15 protein-coding genes are annotated in these 20,186 nt (G+C 68.9%); 7 read left to right on the top strand and 8 right to left on the bottom strand.

The features are described from left to right. Nucleotides 1-78: 78 nt before the first annotated feature. The 3 genes from leuC to FZ983_RS04205 all read right to left on the bottom strand — a co-directional run bounded on the left by leuC (nucleotide 79) and on the right by FZ983_RS04205 (nucleotide 4,249). Complete coding sequence (gene leuC, locus FZ983_RS04215) at nucleotides 79-1,482, bottom strand: 3-isopropylmalate dehydratase large subunit (RefSeq protein WP_149222300.1); 1,404 nt, start codon at nucleotides 1,480-1,482, stop codon at nucleotides 79-81. 141 nt (nucleotides 1,483-1,623) lie between these two features. Then, nucleotides 1,624-3,042: an FAD-binding oxidoreductase gene (locus FZ983_RS04210; RefSeq protein WP_149222299.1), complete on the bottom strand. Its 1,419-nt coding sequence runs from the start codon at nucleotides 3,040-3,042 to the stop codon at nucleotides 1,624-1,626. A 211-nt stretch (nucleotides 3,043-3,253) separates the two neighbouring features. Further along, nucleotides 3,254-4,249: an L-threonylcarbamoyladenylate synthase gene (locus FZ983_RS04205; protein ID WP_149222298.1), complete on the bottom strand. Its 996-nt coding sequence runs from the start codon at nucleotides 4,247-4,249 to the stop codon at nucleotides 3,254-3,256. Nucleotides 4,250-4,363: 114 nt separating this feature from the next. Between FZ983_RS04205 and parA the strand changes: the two genes are divergently transcribed. Next, a complete protein-coding gene (gene parA, locus FZ983_RS04200; RefSeq protein ID WP_149222297.1) occupies nucleotides 4,364-5,008 on the top strand; it encodes a ParA family partition ATPase in 645 nt (214 codons plus the stop codon). Between the two features lie 164 nt (nucleotides 5,009-5,172). Here parA and bfr (FZ983_RS04195) read toward each other — a convergent pair whose 3' ends face one another. Then, nucleotides 5,173-5,652: a bacterioferritin gene (gene bfr, locus FZ983_RS04195; RefSeq protein ID WP_149222296.1), complete on the bottom strand. Its 480-nt coding sequence runs from the start codon at nucleotides 5,650-5,652 to the stop codon at nucleotides 5,173-5,175. A gap of 14 nt (nucleotides 5,653-5,666) precedes the next feature. After that, nucleotides 5,667-6,149, bottom strand: coding sequence for a bacterioferritin (gene bfr, locus FZ983_RS04190; RefSeq protein ID WP_149222295.1), 483 nt, complete (start codon nucleotides 6,147-6,149; stop codon nucleotides 5,667-5,669). A 398-nt stretch (nucleotides 6,150-6,547) separates the two neighbouring features. Between bfr (FZ983_RS04190) and tyrS the strand changes: the two genes are divergently transcribed. Continuing rightward, on the top strand, nucleotides 6,548-7,816 hold the full coding sequence (gene tyrS / locus FZ983_RS04185; protein WP_149222294.1) for a tyrosine--tRNA ligase: 1,269 nt from the start codon (nucleotides 6,548-6,550) through the stop codon (nucleotides 7,814-7,816). Between the two features lie 217 nt (nucleotides 7,817-8,033). Here the strand turns inward: tyrS and FZ983_RS04175 are convergent, their stop codons facing one another. Then, nucleotides 8,034-11,750 (bottom strand): DUF3971 domain-containing protein, encoded by a 3,717-nt coding sequence (locus tag FZ983_RS04175; RefSeq protein WP_149222293.1) that lies wholly within the window; start codon nucleotides 11,748-11,750, stop codon nucleotides 8,034-8,036. Nucleotides 11,751-11,870: 120 nt separating this feature from the next. On the opposite strand from FZ983_RS04175, the gene FZ983_RS04170 reads away from it, so the two are divergent. The 4 genes from FZ983_RS04170 (at nucleotide 11,871) to FZ983_RS04155 (ending at nucleotide 17,693) form a co-directional block, all read left to right on the top strand. Continuing rightward, nucleotides 11,871-14,891, top strand: coding sequence for a bifunctional [glutamine synthetase] adenylyltransferase/[glutamine synthetase]-adenylyl-L-tyrosine phosphorylase (locus FZ983_RS04170; protein ID WP_149222292.1), 3,021 nt, complete (start codon nucleotides 11,871-11,873; stop codon nucleotides 14,889-14,891). 45 nt (nucleotides 14,892-14,936) lie between these two features. Continuing rightward, on the top strand, nucleotides 14,937-15,401 hold the full coding sequence (gene bcp, locus FZ983_RS04165) for a thioredoxin-dependent thiol peroxidase (RefSeq protein WP_111067034.1): 465 nt from the start codon (nucleotides 14,937-14,939) through the stop codon (nucleotides 15,399-15,401). 216 nt (nucleotides 15,402-15,617) lie between these two features. Then, nucleotides 15,618-16,481: a hypothetical protein gene (locus FZ983_RS04160; protein ID WP_149222291.1), complete on the top strand. Its 864-nt coding sequence runs from the start codon at nucleotides 15,618-15,620 to the stop codon at nucleotides 16,479-16,481. Between the two features lie 90 nt (nucleotides 16,482-16,571). Further along, complete coding sequence (locus FZ983_RS04155; RefSeq protein WP_149222290.1) at nucleotides 16,572-17,693, top strand: anhydro-N-acetylmuramic acid kinase; 1,122 nt, start codon at nucleotides 16,572-16,574, stop codon at nucleotides 17,691-17,693. Here the strand turns inward: FZ983_RS04155 and aat are convergent. Continuing rightward, nucleotides 17,690-18,334, bottom strand: a complete 645-nt coding sequence (aat, locus tag FZ983_RS04150; protein ID WP_211102862.1) for a leucyl/phenylalanyl-tRNA--protein transferase — start codon at nucleotides 18,332-18,334, stop codon at nucleotides 17,690-17,692. The genes FZ983_RS04155 and aat overlap by 4 nt on opposite strands. Nucleotides 18,335-18,486: 152 nt before the next feature. On the opposite strand from aat, the gene FZ983_RS04145 reads away from it, so the two are divergent. Then, the gene (locus FZ983_RS04145) at nucleotides 18,487-19,248 is read left to right on the top strand and encodes a ribonuclease T2 (protein ID WP_247883567.1); all 762 of its coding nucleotides are present in this window, start codon (nucleotides 18,487-18,489) and stop codon (nucleotides 19,246-19,248) included. Nucleotides 19,249-19,253: 5 nt separating this feature from the next. On the opposite strand, the gene FZ983_RS04140 is transcribed toward FZ983_RS04145, so the two are convergent. Further along, nucleotides 19,254-20,186 carry an NAD(P)H-hydrate dehydratase gene (locus tag FZ983_RS04140; protein WP_247883566.1) on the bottom strand — a complete coding sequence of 311 codons (933 nt, stop codon included), beginning with the start codon at nucleotides 20,184-20,186 and terminating at the stop codon, nucleotides 19,254-19,256.

Genomic DNA, 20,186 nt, shown 5'->3' with positions numbered 1-20,186 from the left:
ATTGCACCTTTGTCGACGCTCGGCGGCAGTTTCCTCCCCCGCCCAGCGGGGGAGGATTAAGGTGGGGGCAAAAAGCCCTTACAGCGCGCGCACGTCCGCCAGATGCCCGGTCACCGCCGCCGCCACGGCCATCGCCGGGCTGACGAGATGGGTGCGGCCGCCGCGGCCCTGACGGCCTTCGAAGTTGCGGTTGGAGGTGGACGCGCTGCGCTCGCCCGGAGCCAGACGGTCGGCGTTCATCGCCAGGCACATGGAGCAGCCCGGCTCGCGCCACTCGAAGCCGGCTTCGGTGAAGATCTTGTCCAGACCCTCTTCCTCAGCCTGCTCCTTGACCAGACCCGAACCGGGAACCACCAGGGCGCGCACGCCCTCGGCGACCTTGCGGCCCTTGGCGACCTCGGCGGCGGCGCGCAGGTCTTCGATGCGGCCGTTGGTGCAGGAGCCGATGAAGACGGTGTCCACCTTCACCTCGGTCAGCGGCTGGCCGGGGGTCAGGCCCATGTAGGCGAGCGAGCGCTCGACGGCGGCGCGCTTGCCGGCATCGGCGATCTCGGCCGGGTTCGGCACGGTCGCGGTGATCGGCAGCACGTCTTCCGGGCTGGTGCCCCAGGTGACCTGCGGAACGATGTCGGCGGCGTTCAGCACGACGGTGGCGTCATAGACCGCACCCTCGTCCGACGGCAGCGTCTTCCAGTACTGGACCGCCTGCTCCCAGGCGCCGGCCTTGGGGGCCAGGGCGCGGCCCTGGACGTATTCGAAGGTCTTCTCGTCCGGGGCGATCAGGCCGGCGCGGGCGCCGCCTTCGATCGCCATGTTGCAGACGGTCATGCGGCCTTCCATCGACAGGTCGCGGATGGCTTCGCCCGCGAATTCGATGACGTAGCCGGTGCCGCCGGCGGTGCCGATCTTGCCGATGATGGCCAGCACGATGTCCTTGGCGGTGACGCCCGGGTTCACCTTGCCGTCCACGCGGATCAGCATGTTCTTGGCCGGCTTCTGCAGCAGGGTCTGGGTGGCCAGCACATGCTCCACTTCCGACGTGCCGATGCCGAAGGCCAGCGCACCGAAGGCGCCATGGGTGGCGGTGTGGCTGTCACCGCAGACGATGGTCGCGCCCGGCAGGGTGAAGCCCTGTTCCGGACCGACGATGTGCACGATGCCCTGGCGGACGTCGTCCATCGGGAAGTAGCGGACGCCGAAGTCGCGGGCGTTCTTGTCCAGCGTCTCCACCTGGATCCGGCTCTCCTCCTCGACGATGCCCTTGGAGCGGTCGGTGGTGGGGACGTTGTGGTCGGGCACGGCGAGAGTGGCTTCCGGACGCCGCACCTTGCGGCCGGCGACGCGCAGTCCTTCGAACGCCTGCGGGCTGGTCACTTCATGGACCAGATGGCGGTCGATGTAGAGGATGCAGGTGCCGTCGTCCTGGCGATGCACGACGTGGCTGTCCCAAATCTTGTCGAACAGAGTGCGCGGCTTGGACATCGGAAAAACTCTCTCTCGCGGTACGACAGGCGCAGAACAATCGGAGGCCGCACCATAGCCTTGTGTCGCGCCGGGGACAAGCGCGGCCATACGTCTTTCGCCGCAAGCCTGTCCCCCGCAACATTCTATCGCGCTAAGCCCTTACGGCAGCATCTTGCCGGGGTTCAGCAGACCGTTGGGATCGAGCGTCGCCTTGATGGCGCGCAACATGTCGAACTCCACCGGCCCCTTGATGACCGGCATCTCGTCCTTCTTGAAGCGGCCGACGCCATGTTCGGCGGAGATCGAGCCGTCGAGCTTGAAGATCACCTCGTTGACGACATGGCAGATCTCGTCCCAGCGGTCGAGATAGGCCTTGGTGTCGGCGCCCTCGGGCTGGCTGAGGTTGAAGTGGATGTTGCCGTCGCCGACATGGCCGAAGGGGGTCGGACGGATGCCGGGGCAGGCCTTCGCCACCGCCGCCTCGGCCAGTTCGATGAACTCGGCGACGCGGGACACCGGAATCGACACGTCGTTCTTGATCGAGCCGCCCTCGAACTTCTGCGCCTCGACGATGGCTTCGCGGATGAACCACAGCTGCTTGGCCTGGGCGTCAGACTGGGCCAGCGTGGCGTCGGTCGCCAACTCGGCCTCGAACGCCTCGCCCAGCGCGGTCTCCACCGTCTCCTGGAAGGCGTCGGACTTGGTGCCGGCGGTCAGCTCGGTCAGGACGTACCAGGGCGACGGCTCCGACAGCGGGTCGATGGTGCCGGCCACATGGCGAAGCGCGAAGTCCAGGCAGCGGCGCGACATCAGCTCGAAGGCCGAGACGGCGTCGCCGGAGGCGGCGCGCAGGCGGGCCAGCAGCTCGATGGCCGCCGCCGGGCTCGGCACGGCGACGAAGGCGGTGATCGACTGGCGCGGACGCGGGAACAGCTTCAGCACGGCGGCGGTGACGATGCCCAGCGTGCCTTCGGCGCCGATGAACAGGTTCTTCAGGTCATAGCCGGTGTTGTTCTTGCGCAGCCGGCGCATGCCGTCCCAGACGCGGCCATCGGCCAGAACCACCTCCAGCCCCAGCACGAGGTCGCGGGTGTTGCCATAGCGCAGGACGTTGATGCCGCCGGCGTTGGTGGAGATCAGGCCGCCGATCTGCGCCGTGCCCTCCGCCCCCAGGCTCAGCGGGAACAGGCGGTCGGCGTCGGCAGCGGCCTCCTGGATGCTGGTCAGCACCACGCCGGCCTCCACCGTCATGGTGTAGTTCAGCGTGTCGATGTCGCGGATGCGGTTCATGCGCGACAGGCTGAGAACGATCTCGCGACCCTCCTCATAGGGGATGGAGCCGCCGACGAGGCTGGTGTTGCCGCCCTGCGGCACGATGGGGATGCCGGCCTCGGCGCAGATTTTGACGACCGCCGCGACTTCCTCGGTGCTGGCCGGACGGACCACCGCCGGGCTGTTGCCCTTGAAGCGCCCGCGCCATTCCGACAGGTAGGGCGCCATGTCGGCGGCGTCGGTGAGGATGCCGGATGGGCCGACGATGGCGCGGATCTGGTCGAGAGCGGCGGCGATGTTGGTCATGGCGCGGAGTCCGGCAGGTGAGGGTCGTGTGTTGCCCCCACCCCGCCCCTCCCCCGCTGGGCGGGGGAGGGAGTTTAGTGCAAGGGCGGCGGAGTTCCCTCCCCCGCCCAGCGGGGGAGGGGTAGGGTGGGGGGATCGCCGCGACACTTCTACAATCTAGTCGCCCCCATTTCCATGCAACTGTTGCGCAGACCTGCCGCCACGGGAGGGTTTAGCTCCGCGGGGCTGCCGCCCGGCGCAGGCGGTCGTTGATCGCCAGCCCCAACCCCACCTCCGGGATCGGCATCACGGCGATGCGCTTCGCTCCGCTCTGGTCGAGGCTGCGCAGGTGGGAGAACAGGTTGGCCGCGGCCTCGTTCAGGTCGCCTTCCAGGCTCAGGTTCAGGCGGGTGGTGCCGCCGAAGACGAAGCGGTCGGGACCGAAGGTCAGGAAGGCCTCGTCCTCTTCCGCCGAGGAGGCGTTGAGGCGCACCGCGGCGTTGGGGGCGTAATGGCTTTCCAGTTGGCCGGGCGATTTCGGCGCGGTCGGGTCGCCGGCCGACAGGCGGACCGGGCCGATCAGCCGCTCCATCTCGTCGGGCAGCACGGCGCCGGGGCGCAGCAGCACCGCCTCAGGCCCGGTCAGGTCGATGACGGTGGACTCCAGCCCGACCATGCATTTGCCGCCGGTGACGATGGCGTCGACCCGGTCGCCCAGGCTTTCCAGCACATGATGCGGCGTGGTCGGGCTGACGGCGCCGGAGCGGTTGGCGCTGGGGGCGGCGATCGGCTTGCCGGCGGAGCGCAGGATGGCTTGGGCCACCGGGTGGTTGGGGACGCGGATGGCGATGCTGTCCAGCCCGGCGCTGACCAGCAGCGAAAGCGCGGAGTTGGCCGGGCGCGGCACGACCATGGTCAGCGGGCCGGGCCAGAACTGCGTCGCCAGATCGTGGGCGCGGTCGTCGAACAGGCCCCAGGAGTGGGCGGCGACGAGATCGGGGACATGGACGATCAGCGGGTTGAACTGCGGCCGGCCCTTGGCGGCGAAGATGGCCGCCACGGCGCGGTCGTCGGTGGCGTCGGCGCCCAGGCCATAGACCGTCTCGGTCGGGAAGGCGACCAGACGGCCGGCGCGCAGCAGTTCGGCCGCGCGGGCAATGCCGGTGGGGGTGGCCGGGATCAGCGCCGGGCGCTTTTCACCGGTATCGGGTGCGGAATGGTCGGTCACGGCGTCTTTCTAGCCCGTGCAGCACCGGTGTCAATTCGCGCGGTTGCACCGGTGCCATGCCCAAGGTTATGAGGGGAGTGCGCAATCAACCAACACAACATGATGGGTGCGGGCATGACGGGCAAGGTCTTCACCGTGGCGCAGCAGAAAGGCGGCGCCGGCAAGACCACGCTGGCCGCCCACCTCGCCATCGCCTGGGCGCAGCTGGGGTACAAGGTCGCCACCGTCGACATCGACCCGCAGGGTAGCCTGACACGCTGGCATGCGGTGCGGTCGGAGGCCACCGGCGGTCAGCCCGGCTTCACTCATGTGCAGATCACCGGCTGGCGCACCCAGGCGGAGGTGGAGAAGCTGGCGAGAAGCCACGACATCGTGGTTGTCGACAGCCCGCCCCATGCCCAGACCGAGGCACGCATCGCCGTCCGCGCCGCCACGCTGGTGATTGCGCCTGTGCAGCCGAGCCCGATGGATCTGTGGGCGGTGCATCCGACCATCGATCTGGCCGGGCAGGAGAAGCGCCGTCTGCTGCTGGTGTTGAACCGGGTTCCGCCGCGAGCCCGCATTGCCGACGAACTGATCGCCAAGGTGCATGAGCTTGTCGACCCGCCGGCGGTCGAATTGGCGGCGGCGCAGGTCGGCAACCGCACCGCCTATGCCGGCACGCTGATGACCGGGCTGTCAGTGACGGAGGCCGCGCGCAAGACCCAGGCGGCGGCGGAGATGCAGGCGCTGGCGGAGGAGATATTGGGACGGGTTTGAGGGGGCGACTTTTGCCCCCTCCCCGTCCCTCCCCCTCTTCGAGGGAGAGGGGGTAGGACGCTTGTCGGCGTTACGAATGTGCCAAAGCGGCGGCAGTCCCTCTCCCTCGAAGAGGGGGAGGGTTAGGGAGGGGGCATTCGAAGCCGACGCCCCTCCAAAAAACCTCACTCCTTGAACTCACCCATCGCCGACTGGATGTAGTTGGGCAGACCGATGTCGTCGATCAGGCTCAACTGGGTTTCCAGATAGTCGATACGCTCTTCCGACTCTTCCAGCAGTTCGGACAGCTCGTCGCGCGACACGTAGTCGGCCTTCTCCTCGCACACGGCGATGGCGTGGGCGATGCGGTCACGGGCCTCACGCTCTGCGGCGAGGTCGCTGGACAGGATCTCCGGCACATCCTCGCCGATGTGCAGCTTGCCGAGGTCCTGCAGGTTGGGGATCGCCTCGATGAACAGGATGCGTTCGATGATCTCGTCCGCGCTCTTCATCACCTCGATGGAGGCGTGATACTCCCACTTGCCCAGCGCCTTGACGCCCCAGTTCTTCAGCATGCGGGCGTGCAGGAAATACTGGTTGATCTGCGTCAGCTGGTCCTTGAGGACGATCTGAAGCTGGGCGATGACGTCGCTGTTGCCCTTCATGGTCCGTCCCCCTCTCAGCTCGGGAAGCCGCCCATGGCCGACTGCAGGTAGTTCTGCAGGCCGAGCATGTCGATCAGGCGAAGCTGCTGTTCCAGCCAGTGGGCATGGTCTTCCTCGGTGTCGACCAGCAGTTCCAGCAGGATGCGGCGGGTATCGTAATCCTTCACCTGCTCGCAATAGGCGATTGCCTCCTTCAGGGCGGCCACCACCTCATATTCCAGGTTCAGGTCGTTCCGCATCATCTCCGGAACGGTCTTGCCGATGTGAATCGGGTCGCGGCTGGCGACGTCGGGCGTGCCTTCCAGGAACAGGATGCGGCGGATCAGCTTGTCGGCATGCTCCAACTCCTCCACCCGCTCGTGCGAGATGCGCTCGCTCAGCGCCTTGAGGCCCATGTCCTCCATGGTGCGCGCATGGGACAGATACTGGTCGGCCGCGCTCAATTCGCCGGTGAGCAGCTTGTTCAAACGGTCCAGGACCCCTTGATCGCCTTGCATGGTGGGATTCTCCGAAATAGACGATTTGTCGCACCTTGGCACAACCGAAGGACTCGCACAATAAAAATATCCCTTTGGAATAGAGATGTAGTTGATAGTCACTATCAATTGGCGCGGATTCCGGATGCCCAAAATACAGTCAGGGCCGGTTCCCTATTTTGCGAATCAATGTCAATTGCGATTGGAGAGGATTTCGCTGAATTCCCCGCCTTGGATTGCGGTTTTTGACTTGCAGCGGCGCAGCGATGCTTGAGCGGGGGAGCAGGCCGGCCCGCTTGCCGGTTCCCCCATTGCCATCGGGCCGCCGCATTGAGGCAGGGGCCGTTCCGTGCTAACAGACCGCGGGATTTCTCCGACCCTGCTTCGCCCTTCTTTCCAACGACAGCCGGATTGCGGCCATGACGACGACCTCCTCCTCGGCCCCCGCCTCGGAGTTTCTGCGCACCCTGCAGGAGCGCGGATTCATCCATCAGTGCACCGATCTCGCCACGCTGGACGAGCGGGCGCAGAAGGGGCCGATCGTCGCCTATATCGGCTTCGACTGCACCGCGGACTCCTTGCATGTCGGCAGCCTGTTGCCGATCATGATGCTGCGCTGGCTGCAGAAGACCGGCCACAAGCCGATCGTCCTGATGGGCGGCGGCACCACCAAGATTGGCGATCCGTCCGGCAAGGACGAGGCGCGCCAGCTGCTGACCGACGAGGTCATCGCCGGCAACATGGCGGGCATCAAGCGCATCTTCGGCCGCTACCTGACCTTCGGGGACGGGCCGACCGATGCGGTGATGGCGAACAACGCCGACTGGCTGGACGAGCTGAAATACATCCCGCTGCTGCGCGACATCGGCCGGCATTTCACCATCAACCGCATGCTGTCCTTCGAATCGGTCAAGCTGCGGCTGGACCGCGAACAGCCGCTGACCTTCCTTGAATTCAACTACATGATTCTCCAGGCCTACGACTTCGTGGAGCTGAAGCGCCGCTACGGCTGCAGCTTGCAGATGGGCGGGTCGGACCAGTGGGGCAACATCGTCAACGGCGTCGAGCTCGGCCGCCGCACCGACGGGGCGGAGCTGTTCGGCCTGACCACGCCGCTGCTGACCACGTCCTCCGGCGCCAAGATGGGCAAGACCGCCGCCGGTGCGGTGTGGCTGACCGCCGACAAGCTCAGCAGCTACGATTTCTGGCAGTACTGGCGCAACACCGAGGATGCCGATGTCGGCCGCTTCCTGCGCCTCTACACCGAACTGCCGCTGGACGAGGTCGCCCGTCTGGAAAACCTGCAGGGCGCCGAGATTAACGAGGCCAAGAAGATCCTCGCCAATGAGGTGACGAAGCTCGCCCATGGCGAGGATGCCGCGCTGGAGGCCGCCGAGACCGCCCGCCGCGCCTTCGAGGAAGGGGCCGCGGCCGAGGGGTTGCCCAGCGTCGAGGTCGCCCGCGCCGATCTGGAAGCCGGGATGCCGGTGGTGGACCTGCTTGTGTCGGCCGGTCTGGCCGCGTCGAAGGGCGAGGCCCGCCGGCTGATCAAGGGCGGCGGCGCCAAGCTGAACGACGGGCCGATTGCCGACGAGACGGCGAAGGCGACCGCCGCGGACCTGAACGCCGACGGCGTGGTGAAGCTCAGCGCCGGCAAGAAGCGGCATGCGCTGGTGAAGGTGGGGTGAGGAGCGTCGGCGGTTTGCCGCGTTAGCCCCCTACCCTAACCCTCCCCCGCTGGGCGGGGGAGGGAAACAGGAGCTTTGTCGGCGTTCAGCGGCAGTCCCTCCCCCGCCCAGCTCTCGCACAAAGCTCTGCTTTGTGCTGACGCGGCAGGCGGACCGGAGGTCCGCTGAGAGCGGGGGAGGCTAGGTGGGGGTCTAACGCCACAACAGGGCCGACGCCTCACCGCGTATGCGCCTCCGGCGGCGGCCGGGTGTCGGGCATCGGTGTGCCGTCGCCGCCCAGGAAGAACAGGTTGCGCAGGAAACCGGGGGCCAGCACAGCCAGCGGGTTGACCGACACGTCGGGGTCGGACAGCGGTCCCTGGACATGCCAGGTGGCGGAGAAGATGCCCTGCCCCTCGCCGCCGCTCAGCACGTCGCCCAGCAGCGGGATCTGGCCGATCAGGCGGTTCAGGCCATAGACCGGAACGATGGTGCCGCGGAGGTTGGCGGTCTCCGTCTCCAGATCGACCTGTCCCTCCAGCGTCAGGCCGAGCGCCGAGCCCGAGGTGCGCAGGTCCTTCAGGGTCAGCAGGCGGCCCTCCTTGCGGAACTCCGCCGACATGCGGCCGAAATTGATGCCCTTGCCGCCGCCCAGCAGTTCGGCGAATCCCGACGGTGAGATGGCGTTGAGGATGCGCGCCAGGGCCGGAACGTCGATCAACGTGTAATCGCGGATTTCAGCCTTGCCGACGATGGCGGCGTCGGCCCGCGGTTCCACCGACCTGCCGGTCAGGGTCAGCCGGCCGCCGCGCATGCGGTCGTTCAGGTCCATCGCCTGCAGGGCGGACCCCAGATCGTCGGCGGTGATGGCGAGATCGTAGACGCCCTGCGCCCCCGGCCGCCATTTCATCGACACGCCGCCGCCCTCGCTGCGCCCGGTGAGGTCCAGCAGGGTCCAGGCCGAGGTGTCGCGCCGCATGGTTCCGGCGACCTGCCGCAGCCGCCGCCCCTCGCCGAACACCACCGAATCGAACTTGATGGCGACGTCCAGCGGCGTCTTGCGACCGTCGCCGCTCCGGGCCTTTTGCGGGTCGGGGGTGACGGCACCCTCGCCGGACGGCGTCTTGCCGGTCAGGCCGCGGGCGTCCAGGCTGCCGCCGGTGATGGTGCCGGCATAGCCGCCGGCCGGACCGCCGGGCTTCGCCGGGGGCAGAACGGTCAGGTCGGCGCGCAGGTCGGTCTGGCCCAGCTTGAAGCTGGGGGTCAGGACCCGTGCCACCCGCTTGCCGCCGTCGGCCAGCTCCAGGTTGGTGACGGCCTTCAGCCCGCCGGCATCGACGGTCAGGTTGCTGATGCGGGTCGGGCGGTCCTTGTCGAACTCCAGCGTCAGCTTGCCGGTGCCGGGCTTTCCGGGTGGCTTGGCCCAGGCCAGTTCCTCGATGGACAGCCGGGTCTTCTCCAGGTTCAGGTTCGCCGTCAGCGCCAGCTTGTGGCGGCGGTCCACCGTGAACAGGATGTCGGCGCCGAAGGGGCCCTGCACCCGGTCTTCCAGGTCGATGCCGTGGGCGCGCAGGTCGTCGGCGGTGGCGTCGCCCTTCACCGCGATGCGGGTGCGCGGGCCCTTGGCCGCGCTGTCGAACGACTCGTTCCAGTCCACGGTGACGGGGATGCCGTCCAGTTTGGTGGCGCCCTTGATCTGCATGGCCTTGAGGTCGAGCGCCAGCGACAGTTCGCCCTCGGTGGCGTTCATCCCGGCCGCCACCTTCTCTACCGCCACCTTGTGCAGCTTGCCGGCCACTTCCAGGTCCAACTGCTCCACCTTCAGGTCGACCAGCAGCGGGAAGGCGAAGTGAAGCTGTGCTTCCGCCGTGCCCTGGGTGCGTTTCGGGTCCATCTCCAGCTTGGTGGGATAGCCCAGCGGCGGCATGTCGAGCAGGGTCAGGATGGAGCGCACCGGTCCCTGGACCGGGATGCGGATGTCCATCGTCTCATGGCCGGTCTCCAGCCCGCCGATCACCACCTTGCCGTCACCGACCTCGATGTCGCCCGATTTCGGATCGGCGATGCGTCCGCCCTTGGTGTTGACAGTGAAGGTCTTGCCGTCGGTGGTCGCCTCCACCCCGGCGCCGGTCACCGGCGTCAGGTCGTGGAAATAGCGGACGCTGATGTCCTCGCCGGCCATGGTCGCCAGGAAACGCGTCATCTCCGGCTCGGTCGGCCGATCAAGCGGCAGCGACAGCGCCACCTCGGCGCGCGCCTCGGTCACCGTGCCGTGGGACAGGTTGGTGGTCACCCATTGCCGCGCGTTGGGGCCGGCGATCTTCGGCCAGTAGCGGCGCAACTCGTCCAGCGCCATGCCGCGCGCGCTCGCCTGCGCCTCCACCGCCACGCGGTCACCCTGGCGCAGGGCGGTGCCGCTGGCCTCCACCCGCGGCTGCGGCCCGCCGGCTTCGCCCAGCACCGCCGTCAGGCCGTCCAACTCGATGCGGTCGCGGTCGCCATGCAGGCGCAGCCGGGCCGACTCGATGGGCAGCGGCCCTTCGAACAGGTCCGGACGGTGCAGATGCCCTTGGCCGGCGGTGAGGTCGGCCTTGCCGGAGGTCGGCTGCAGGGACGGATCGAAGGCGATCTCCACGGTGCCGGACAGCGGCAGGGCGGCGGCCTTCAGCGGCTCCAGCATCGGGGCTATGCCGGCGAGCGCCGTGGGAGTGACGCCGGTCAGGCGCGCCGCGGCGCGCCCGTCCTTGGCGGGTCCCTGCTGTCCCGACAACTCCAACCCGGCGGTCCGGCCGTCGGCGGTCAGCGACAGCGATGCCTGGAGGTCGCGGCCCCGGTCGTTCTCCGTCAGCGCGCCCCGGCCGTTCAGCGTCAGCGGTCCGCCGCGGTCCGCAGACGCCGCCATCAGCGACAGATCCTCAACGCGCAGCCGTCGTCCCGGAACGTCCAGGCTGCCGCGCAAGGCCAAGTTCTGCACGGCGAGCGGTTCCGGCCGCAGGGCGGGCAGGGCGACGGTGCCGGCGCCGCCGCGCAGGTTCAGGTCGAGCGCCGACGGCTCGAACCGGGGATCGAGCTTCGCCGTGACCGTGCCCGACAGCGGCAGCTTCACCGCGGCCAGCGGGGCCAGCGCCGGCCCGACCTCCGCCAGCGCCGCCGGCTCCAGGCCATCGACGGACAGAGTCAGGTCGGTGGTGGAGTCGGCGATGTTGAAATGGCCGGAGGCGGCGACGGTCACCGGGCGCCGGTTCGCATCTCCCTGGTTCTGCGTACCGAGATCGAGGGTCAGGCGGGCGCGGCCCTGGGCACCCTCGGCATCGCGGGTCAGGATCATGTCGGCCCGGGTCGCGTGCCAGGAGAGATCGAGCATGCGGTTCTCGATCCGCAGATCGGCACCCACCACCGACAGACGGCGCAGCAGCCCCAGCGGCCGGTCGATGTCGGGCGGGCGGCGCAGGCTGTCCAGCGCCTCCTCCAGCAGGTCGGGGCCGTCGCTTTCCCGCTTCTGTACCGAGTCCGTGTCGGAGCGCACATCGAAGGCGAGGCTGCCGTCCGCCCGCCGCAGCACGCTGAGGCGCGGCCGGACCAGATCGAGGCGCGTCGGCGACAGCGTGCCGCGCAGCAGCGCCGCGACGGAGAAGCCGATGCCCATTTCCGGTACCGCGGCCAGCTCCGCTCCGTCGGCGTTCAGCGCCTGCACCCGCCGGGCACGCAAGTCGAGACGCCGCCCGCCGCCGCTTTCCAGCGTGTCCTCATCCTCCAGCGACAGCACCAGTTCGCCGACATCGATGCGGAACCGGCCGTCCCGGTCGCCCAGCGCCTCCTCGACATAGGGGATCAGCGGGTCGAGCGCGATCGGCCCCTGTGACAGCCGCCAGGCGAACAGCCCGCCCGCCGCCAGCGCCACGGCCCCGATCCCGGTCAGCGTCAGGCCGAGAATCTTCGCGGTGCGCCGGATCATCGGGCACCATGACGGGAGGAGAGGGGGAGGGAGGAGAGGGCGCGCGAATCGGCCCGATTGACGTTCTCTCCCGACGCGTGCAGCTTTCTGCACATGTTTTGAGCAGGAAAGACCGTCGCCATGTCCAGCCCCGTCCCGTTCCCCGCCCCCTTGCCGAAGCCCTTCGACGCCGCGCAGGCGGCGCTGGGGATGGAGCGCTGGCGCCAGCAGGCCGCCACGGCGGAGCCGGAGACGCGGGCCTGGGCGGAGGCCTTCGCCGATTCGGAGCCCGGCCGTGCGCTGGTCGATGCGGTGTGCGGCAACAGCCCGTATCTCGGCCATATCCTGACGCGGGAACTGCCCTTCGTCCGGCGGGTGATGGAGGACGGGTTCGACGCCGGCTTCGCCGGGCTGATCGCCGCGCTCCATGCCGAGCATGACGGGGAAAAGTCGATGGACCGGCTGATGGCCGGATTGCGGGTGGCGAAGCGGCGGGCGGCGCTGCTGATCGCGCTGGCCGACATCGCCGGCGTGTGGCCGCTGTTCCGCGTCACCGGCGCCCTGTCGGAGCTGGCGGAGACGGGGGTCCAACTGGCCGCGAATTTCCTGCTGCGCCGCGCCGCGGAAGCGGGGACGCTGACGCTGCCGGATCCGCAGCGACCGTGGATCGGCTCAGGTCTGATCGTGTTGGGCATGGGCAAACTTGGCGGGCGCGAACTCAACTATTCCAGCGACATCGACCTGATCGTCCTGTACGACGACGCTGTTGTGCAGACGCCCCAGCCGGACAACCTCGCGCGAACTTTCATCAGGCTCGCACGCGATCTTGTCCGCATTATGGATGAACGCACCAAGGACGGCTACGTCTTCCGCACCGACCTTCGGCTTAGGCCGGACCCCGGCGCCACGCCGCTGGCGGTTTCCGTTTCGGCGGCCGAAATTTATTACGGCAGCGTCGGCCAGAACTGGGAACGCGCGGCGATGATCAAGGCCCGGCCCATTGCCGGCGACCCGGAGGCGGGGGCGTCCTTCATCCGCTTCCTGGAGCCCTTCATCTGGCGCCGCAACCTGGATTTCGCCGCCATCCAGGACATCCATTCGATCAAGCGCCAGATCAACGCCCACAAGGGCCACCGCGAAGTGACGGTCAACGGCCACGACATCAAGGTCGGCCGCGGCGGCATCCGCGAGATCGAGTTCTTCGCCCAGACCCAGCAGCTGATCTTCGGCGGCCGCGACCCGCGCGTGCGCATCGCGCCCACGCTGATGGCGAACGAGGCGCTGCGCGACGTCGGGCGCGTGCCGCCCCAGACGGTGGAGGATCTTGCGGGGGCCTATCATTTTCTGCGCCGTGTCGAACATCGCATCCAGATGATCGACGACCAGCAGACCCACCGTATTCCCGCCGACGATGCCGGCGTCGCGCATCTGGCGACATTCCTCGGCTATGACGACCCGGACGCCTTCCGGGCGGAGCTGCTGGCGACGCTGGGGCAGGTCGAGGACCGCTATGCCGAGTTGTTCGAGGAGGCGCCGTCGCTCTCCGGCCCCGGCAACCTCGTCTTCACCGGAACCGATCCCGATCCGGGCACGGTGGAGACGCTGAGCGGCATGGGCTTCGCCGACGCCGCCCGCGTCATCAACGTGGTGTCGGCCTGGCACCGCGGCCGCTACCGCGCCACCCGCTCCGGTCGGGCACGGGAGCTGCTGACGGAACTGACGCCGGCCCTGCTGAGCGCGCTGGCCAAGACCCCGGCCCCCGATTCGGCTCTGATGAACTTCGACGATTTCCTCGGCAAGCTGCCGGCGGGCGTCGGGCTGTTCTCGCTGTTCGTCGCCAATCCCTGGCTGCTGGAGCTGGTGGCGGAGATCATGGGCATCGCGCCGCAGATGGCGCAGACCCTGTCGCGCAACCCGTCGCTGCTCGACGCCGTGCTGTCGCCGGACTTCTTCGATGAGCTGCCGGGCAAGGAGGACGGGCTGGCCGACGACCATGCCCGCGTCATGGCGGTGGCCCGCGATTTCGAGGATGCGCTGACCCTGTCGCGGCGCTGGACCAACGACCAGCGTTTCCGCGCCGGGGTCCACATCCTGCGCGGCATCACCGACGGCGACCGCTGCGGCGCCTTCCTGGCCGACCTTGCGGACATCGTCGTTCCCGACCTCGCCCGCCGGGTGGAGGAGGAGTTCGCCCAGCGCCATGGCCGGATTCCCGGCGGCACCTGGGTGGTGGTGGCGATGGGCAAGCTGGGCAGCCGGCAGCTGACGATCACGTCGGACATCGACCTGATCGTCATCTACGACGTGGCGCCCGGCCAAGGGGGCGGCGGGGGACCGCGCCTCTCCGACGGCGCCAAGCCTCTGTCGCCCAACGAGTATTACATCAAGCTGACCCAGCGCCTGACCAACGCCATCACCGCCCCGATGGGCGACGGGCGGCTCTACGAGGTGGACATGCGGCTGCGCCCGTCCGGCAATGCCGGGCCGCTCGCGACCTCGCTGGACGCCTTTCTGAAATACCAGACCACCGACGCCTGGACCTGGGAACACATGGCGCTGACCCGCGCCCGGGTGATCGGCGGCGACCCTGCCTTGGCCGACCGGGTTTGCACCGCCATCCGTTCGGTGCTGACGGCGCCGCGCGATGCCGACCGGCTGCTGTGGGACGTCGCCGACATGCGGCGGCGAATCGAGAAGGAGTTCGGGACGACCAACGTCTGGAACGTCAAATACGCCCGCGGCGGCCTGATCGACATCGAGTTCATTGCCCAGTACCTGCAACTGCGCTTCGCCCACGAGCGGCCGGACATCCTGCACATCGGCACCGCCAAGGCGCTGCAATGCGCCGCCCGCACCGGTGCCCTGGATGCGGAGGTGGCGGCGGATCTGGAAGCGACGCTGCGGGTCTGGCGGCGGGTGCAGGGCTTCCTGCGGCTGACCACCGCGGGGGTGCTGGACCCCAACCAGGTGTCGCCCAGCCTGCTGGCCGGGCTGGTCCGCGCCGCCTTTCCTGACGAGCGTGAGCCTGGCGCTGTTGACTTCCCCGAACTGGACCACAGAATCCGTGCCGTCGCCGCCCGCGCCCATGGCCATTTCAAGGCCCTGGTCGAGGAACCGGCGGGCCGTCTGGCCCCACCCAACACGACCACGCCTCCGGCCTGAGGGCTCTCTTCCCCAGCCGGCAAGAAGAAGGACATTCGAGCAGCCATGACCGTAGACGTCGGATCGCCCGCCCCGGATTTCACCATGCCGACCGACGGCGGGGGCAGCGTCACCCTGTCGGCCCTGCGCGGCAAGCCGGTGGTTCTGTATTTCTACCCCAAGGACGACACGTCGGGCTGCACGTCGGAGGCCTGCGGCTTTCGCGACCAGCTGCCCGACTTTTCCGCCGTCGATGCGGTGGTGATCGGCGTGTCCAAGGACAGCGTCGCCAGCCACGACAAGTTCAAGGCCAAGCATGAGCTGACCTTCACGCTCGCCTCCGACACCGACGGCAGCGTCTGCGAGGCCTATGGCACCTGGGTCGAGAAGAGCATGTATGGCCGCAAATACATGGGCATCGACCGCGCCACCTTCCTGATCGACAAGGACGGCGTGGTCCGCAACGTCTGGCGCAAGGTGAAGGTGACCGGCCATGTCGCGGCGGTGCTGAAGGCCGTGCAGGCGCTGTAACCTGTCGCGTGAAGGCGGGGTGCCGTTTTCTCCCGGCATGAGCCGTAAGGGATGGCCGCCCCGCCGCCCCGGCTATTCCTCCGGCGCGTGGGCGTACGCCACAAGGGTATTTTTAGAATCGCCCCAAACCTGCCTACACTCCGTGCATTCCCGCACCAGAGGCCGCGCAACCCACCGCGGTTTTGGTCCTTCGGCTGCCCCAGGGATGCACGACCAATGAACGTTGCGAATATTGCCCGGCGCCTCGTCGCCGGAGAGTTCCACTATGCCCTCGGCCGCTTCGAATCGGTCAGGCGCGGTTACAGCGCCTTGCGCCGTCTTTCCCCCCGATCACGTCAGCGTGCCCCGGCCGGGCCACCGGTCGCCCTGCCGACCCTTCCGGTCAGCCTGTTCACCGGGCAGACCGCGGACCGGGCGCTGGCCGAGCTGCGCCGCGACTCGATCGCCACGGGCTTCGACCTGCCCTGGGCGATGGTGGAGGAGATGGTGGAGTTCGCCACCCATTCCCCCCTGCAGCGGCGGCTGCGCGACGAGCGGATGTTCTACCGCCACGAGGTTCGCAAGGGCCGGCTTGCCGACGGCTCGCCCGCGGTGATGGGCGTCGTTCCCGATCCGCTGGACTGCCCGGCGGTGCGACGGGTCTGCCGCGACCCGCTGCTGATGGAATGCGCCGGGGCCTTCCTGGGATTCCCCGCAACCAAGATCATTCCGCGCCTGTTCTGGAGCTTCGTCACCGACGCCACCGACGATGAGCGCCGGCAACTGGGCCAGACCATCGACTGGCATTACGACGTTCACGACTTCCATTTCTGCTCGGCCCAGTTCTACCTGACCGACGTCAGCCCCGGTGCGGGGGAGCATGAGCTGGTCCGCGGCAGCCATCACGGCAAGTCGCTGCGCATGCTGCTGGGCTCGGCCAATGCCCGCGACGAGGAGCTGTTCACCCGCTTCGCCCGCGACCGCATCCTGCTGGTGGAGGGGCCGGCCGGCACCGGCTTCCTGGAGGACACTTCCTGCTACCACCGCGCCGTGCCGCCGACCAACCGCGACCGGCTGATGCTGCAGCTTTGGCTCAGCTAGCTCCAAAAGCCTGAAGTCTGTCGGATGCTTTGATAAGCGTCCGACAGATTCTAGACTGCGCCCGTCACCAAAGCGGGCGCGGAGCGGACGATGAAGAACCGGGAGGGAAATGTCGGGGAGGGGCTGCGGACCGTCGTCGGCCTGATGAGCGGCACGTCGATGGACGGCATCGACGCCGCCCTGCTGCGCACCGACGGGCGTGACCGGGTGGAGGCGCTCTCCTTCCTGACCATTCCCTATGACGACGGCTTCCGTGCGCGGTTGCGTGGTTGCCTCGGCAGGACCGACAATGGTGGGCCAGTGGCGGAGGTCGAGCGCGAGCTGACCGATGCCCATGCCGATGCGGTGCGCCGCCTGCTGGATCAGGCGGGCGTGGCGCCGGCCGAGGTCGAACTGATCGGTTTCCACGGCCACACCATCCATCACGACCCGGACCGGCGGATCACCCGGCAGATCGGCGACGGCGCCCGGCTGGCCGCGGCGACCGGCATCGCCGTGGTCAACGACTTCCGCAGCGCCGACGTGGCCGCGGGCGGGCAGGGGGCGCCGCTGGTCCCGTTGTTCCACCGCGCACTGGCGCATGGGCTGGCGCGCCCGCTCGCCGTCCTCAACATCGGCGGCGTCGCCAACGTCAGCTGGATCGGTCCCGAGACTTCGGACGGGGAAGCGGAGGTCGTGGCCTGCGATACCGGGCCGGGCAACGCCCTGATCGACGATTGGGTGCTGCGCCATGGCCTCGGCCGCTTCGATGCCGGCGGGGCGCTGGCGGCGACCGGCCAAGTGGACAATCCGGCGCTGGCCGCCTTGATGGCCCATCCCTGGTTCGACCGCCCCGCGCCCAAGTCGCTGGACCGCGACGCCTTCGACCCGGCGCCGGTGGCCGCCCTGTCCGCCTCCGACGGGGCCGCGACCCTGACCGCCTTTACTGCCGACTCGGTCGCCCGCATCGTGGGCCACCTGCCGGCCCCGCCGGTGCGCTGGCTGGTCTGCGGCGGCGGCCGCCACAATGCCACGCTGATGGCAATGCTGGCCGACCGGCTGGGGGTGCCCGTCGACTCGGCCGATCTGGTCGGCTGGGACGGCGACGCGCTGGAGGCCCAGGCCTTCGGCTATCTCGCAGTGCGCAGCCGGCTCGGGCTGCCGCTCAGTCTGCCGGCGACCACCGGTGTGCCGGCCCCCCAATGCGGGGGCGTGTTCCACCGGGCGGGCTAACCCGACGCCGACTCCAACAAATCCGCCAGCGCCGCCTGCTGGTCGACGCCGCGGAAGTCCGTCTTGCGCTCCATCGCGGCGGCAAGGCGGCGGCGGTAGTCGGTGCGGGGGATCTCTACGGCGCCGAATCGGCACAGATGCTCGGTCACGAACTGGGTGTCGAGCAGGGCGAATCCGGCGGCGCGCAGGCGGGCGACGAGATGGACCAGCGCCACCTTGCTGGCCCCGGTCTCGCGGCTGAACATGCTTTCGCCGAAATAGGCGCCGCCGATCGACACCCCATAGAGCCCGCCGACCAGCCGGCCGTCACGCCAGCATTCCACGCTGTGGGCGAATCCGGCGTCGAACAGTTCGCCATAGAGACGGATGATGTCGTCGTTGATCCAGGTCTTCGGCCGATCCTCCGTCGATTCGGCACAACCCTCGATCACCGCGCGGAAGGCGCTGTCGAAGCGCAGTTCGAACGGGCCGCGGCGCAGGGTCTTGCGCAGGCTGCGCGGCACATGGAAGGCGTCCAGCGGCAGGATGCCGCGGCGTTCCGGATCGAACCAGTGGAGTTCCCGCGACTCCGCGCTTTCGGCCATCGGGAAGATACCGGCGGCATAGGCGCGCAGAAGCATCGGGGCGGACAAGGTGAACATGCCGATGACTATACCCGATGAAGCGACGCAGGCCATTGTGGCGAAACACCGATGCCGAAGGCGGGGAGCAGCCGTCCGGCCGAGTGATACTGGTGTCGAGACCCCGCGACAGCAACCTCCTTCCATGGTATGCAACGCTGGGAAGCACAGCCGTGGGAAGACTCGTCATGCGCAGCGCCATCGCCGCCGCCCTGTCCGTTCTGGTTGCCGGACTGTTCGCCGCAAGCCCCGCATGGGCGCAAAGAAAGGCGGAGCCAGGCGCCTTCGATTACTACATCCTGTCGCTGTCCTGGTCGCCGACCTACTGCGCCCGCGACAGGAACGGCCCCGATCCCGATCAGTGCGGCGAGCGGAAATACGGCTTCGTCGTCCATGGCCTGTGGCCGCAATACACTGACGGCAGCTATCCCGCAACCTGCACCCGCGACCGCAACGTGCCTAAGGCGGTGGTGGACCAGACCATGCCGGTGATGCCCAGCGTCGGGTTGATGATGCATCAGTGGCGCAAGCACGGGACCTGTTCCGGTCTGAACGCCACCGATTATTTCGCCAAGCTGCGCGCCGCCGCCGCCAAGGTCGCGATTCCCGATCCGCTGAAGACGCCCGGTCCGACCGTGCCGGCGATCCAGGTGGAGCGCCTGTTCCTGGAGGCCAATCCCGGCCTGACCGCGGAGGGGGTGGCGGTCGTCTGTTCCCGCCGCGACGTGTCGGAAGTCAGGGTCTGCCTGAACAAGGATCTGGGCTTCATGAACTGCGGCCAGAAGGTGGTCGACCGCTGCCGCGACCGCGACGCCGCCCTGTCGGCCGAGGTTGCGCCAGCCCAGCCCCGGACGTTCAACGCTGTCCCCGCCACCCCGGCTCTGCCGCCGGCCCCGGCCGCGGCGCCCGCTCCGGCCAGCGCTCCGGCGCGCTGAGGCGGTCAATCGCTTTCCGCCCCCTCGGCCAGGGCCGCCATCGCCGCCGGGATTTCCGCCAGCAGTTCGCGGGCGAGGAAGCCGAGCGGGCCGATCCGGCGGCTCAGCCGGTTGCCGGCCTCGCCATGCAGGTAGACGCCCCAGACGGCGGCCTGCTCCGGGCTCGCGCCGCGGGCCAGCAGGCCGGCGACGATCCCGGCTAGCGTATCGCCGGAACCGGAGGTGGCGAGCCCCACCGTCCCGCCGCGATAGGCCCAGGCATGTCCGTCCGGCGTGACAATGCGGGTGCAGCTCCCCTTCAGCGCCACCACTGCCTTTAGATGGTCGGCTACCTGCCGGGCAGTGGCTAGCGGGTCGGCCTCCACCTGCTCGCGGGAGCAGCCCAGCAGCCCGGCCATTTCGCCGGCATGGGGGGTGATCACCACATGGCCCGCATGCCGCTGCACCGGCCCCGGGTCACGGCCCAACCCGGCCAGCGCCCCCGCATCAAGCACGAAGCGTGGCCCGCCGCCGGCCGGGTCTCCAGCCGCTTCCAGCCGGGTCAGCAGATCGGCGGTCAACTCCGCCACCGCCGCCTCATCCATCATGCCGGGGCCGATCAGCACGGTGTCGCAGCGCGATGCCCGCTCGGCCAGCGCCTTGCCCGACTCGGCGGCGATACCGCCCTCCGCCGTTTCCGGCAGGCCGGCGACGAGCGCCTCGGGCAGGGCGAGGCCCAGATGCGGGGCGATGCTGGCGGCGGTGGCGATCTGCAGTTTGCCGGCGCCCGCCCGCAAGGCGCCGATCCCGGCCAGCAGGGCGCCGCCCGGCACCGGCACGCTGCCGGCGATAACCAGCACCCGGCCGCGGGTTTCCTTGTCGCCGTCGCCGTCCGGCTGCGGCAGGGGCATGCCGCGCAGCAACTCAGCGGTGACGGCAATTTCCTCGATACGATCCAC

Origin of the sequence: Azospirillum sp. B21, assembly GCF_008364825.1 — a bacterium.
Taxonomy (GTDB): Bacteria; Pseudomonadota; Alphaproteobacteria; order Azospirillales; family Azospirillaceae; genus Azospirillum.
This window is presented reverse-complemented; position numbering and strand designations above follow the sequence as displayed.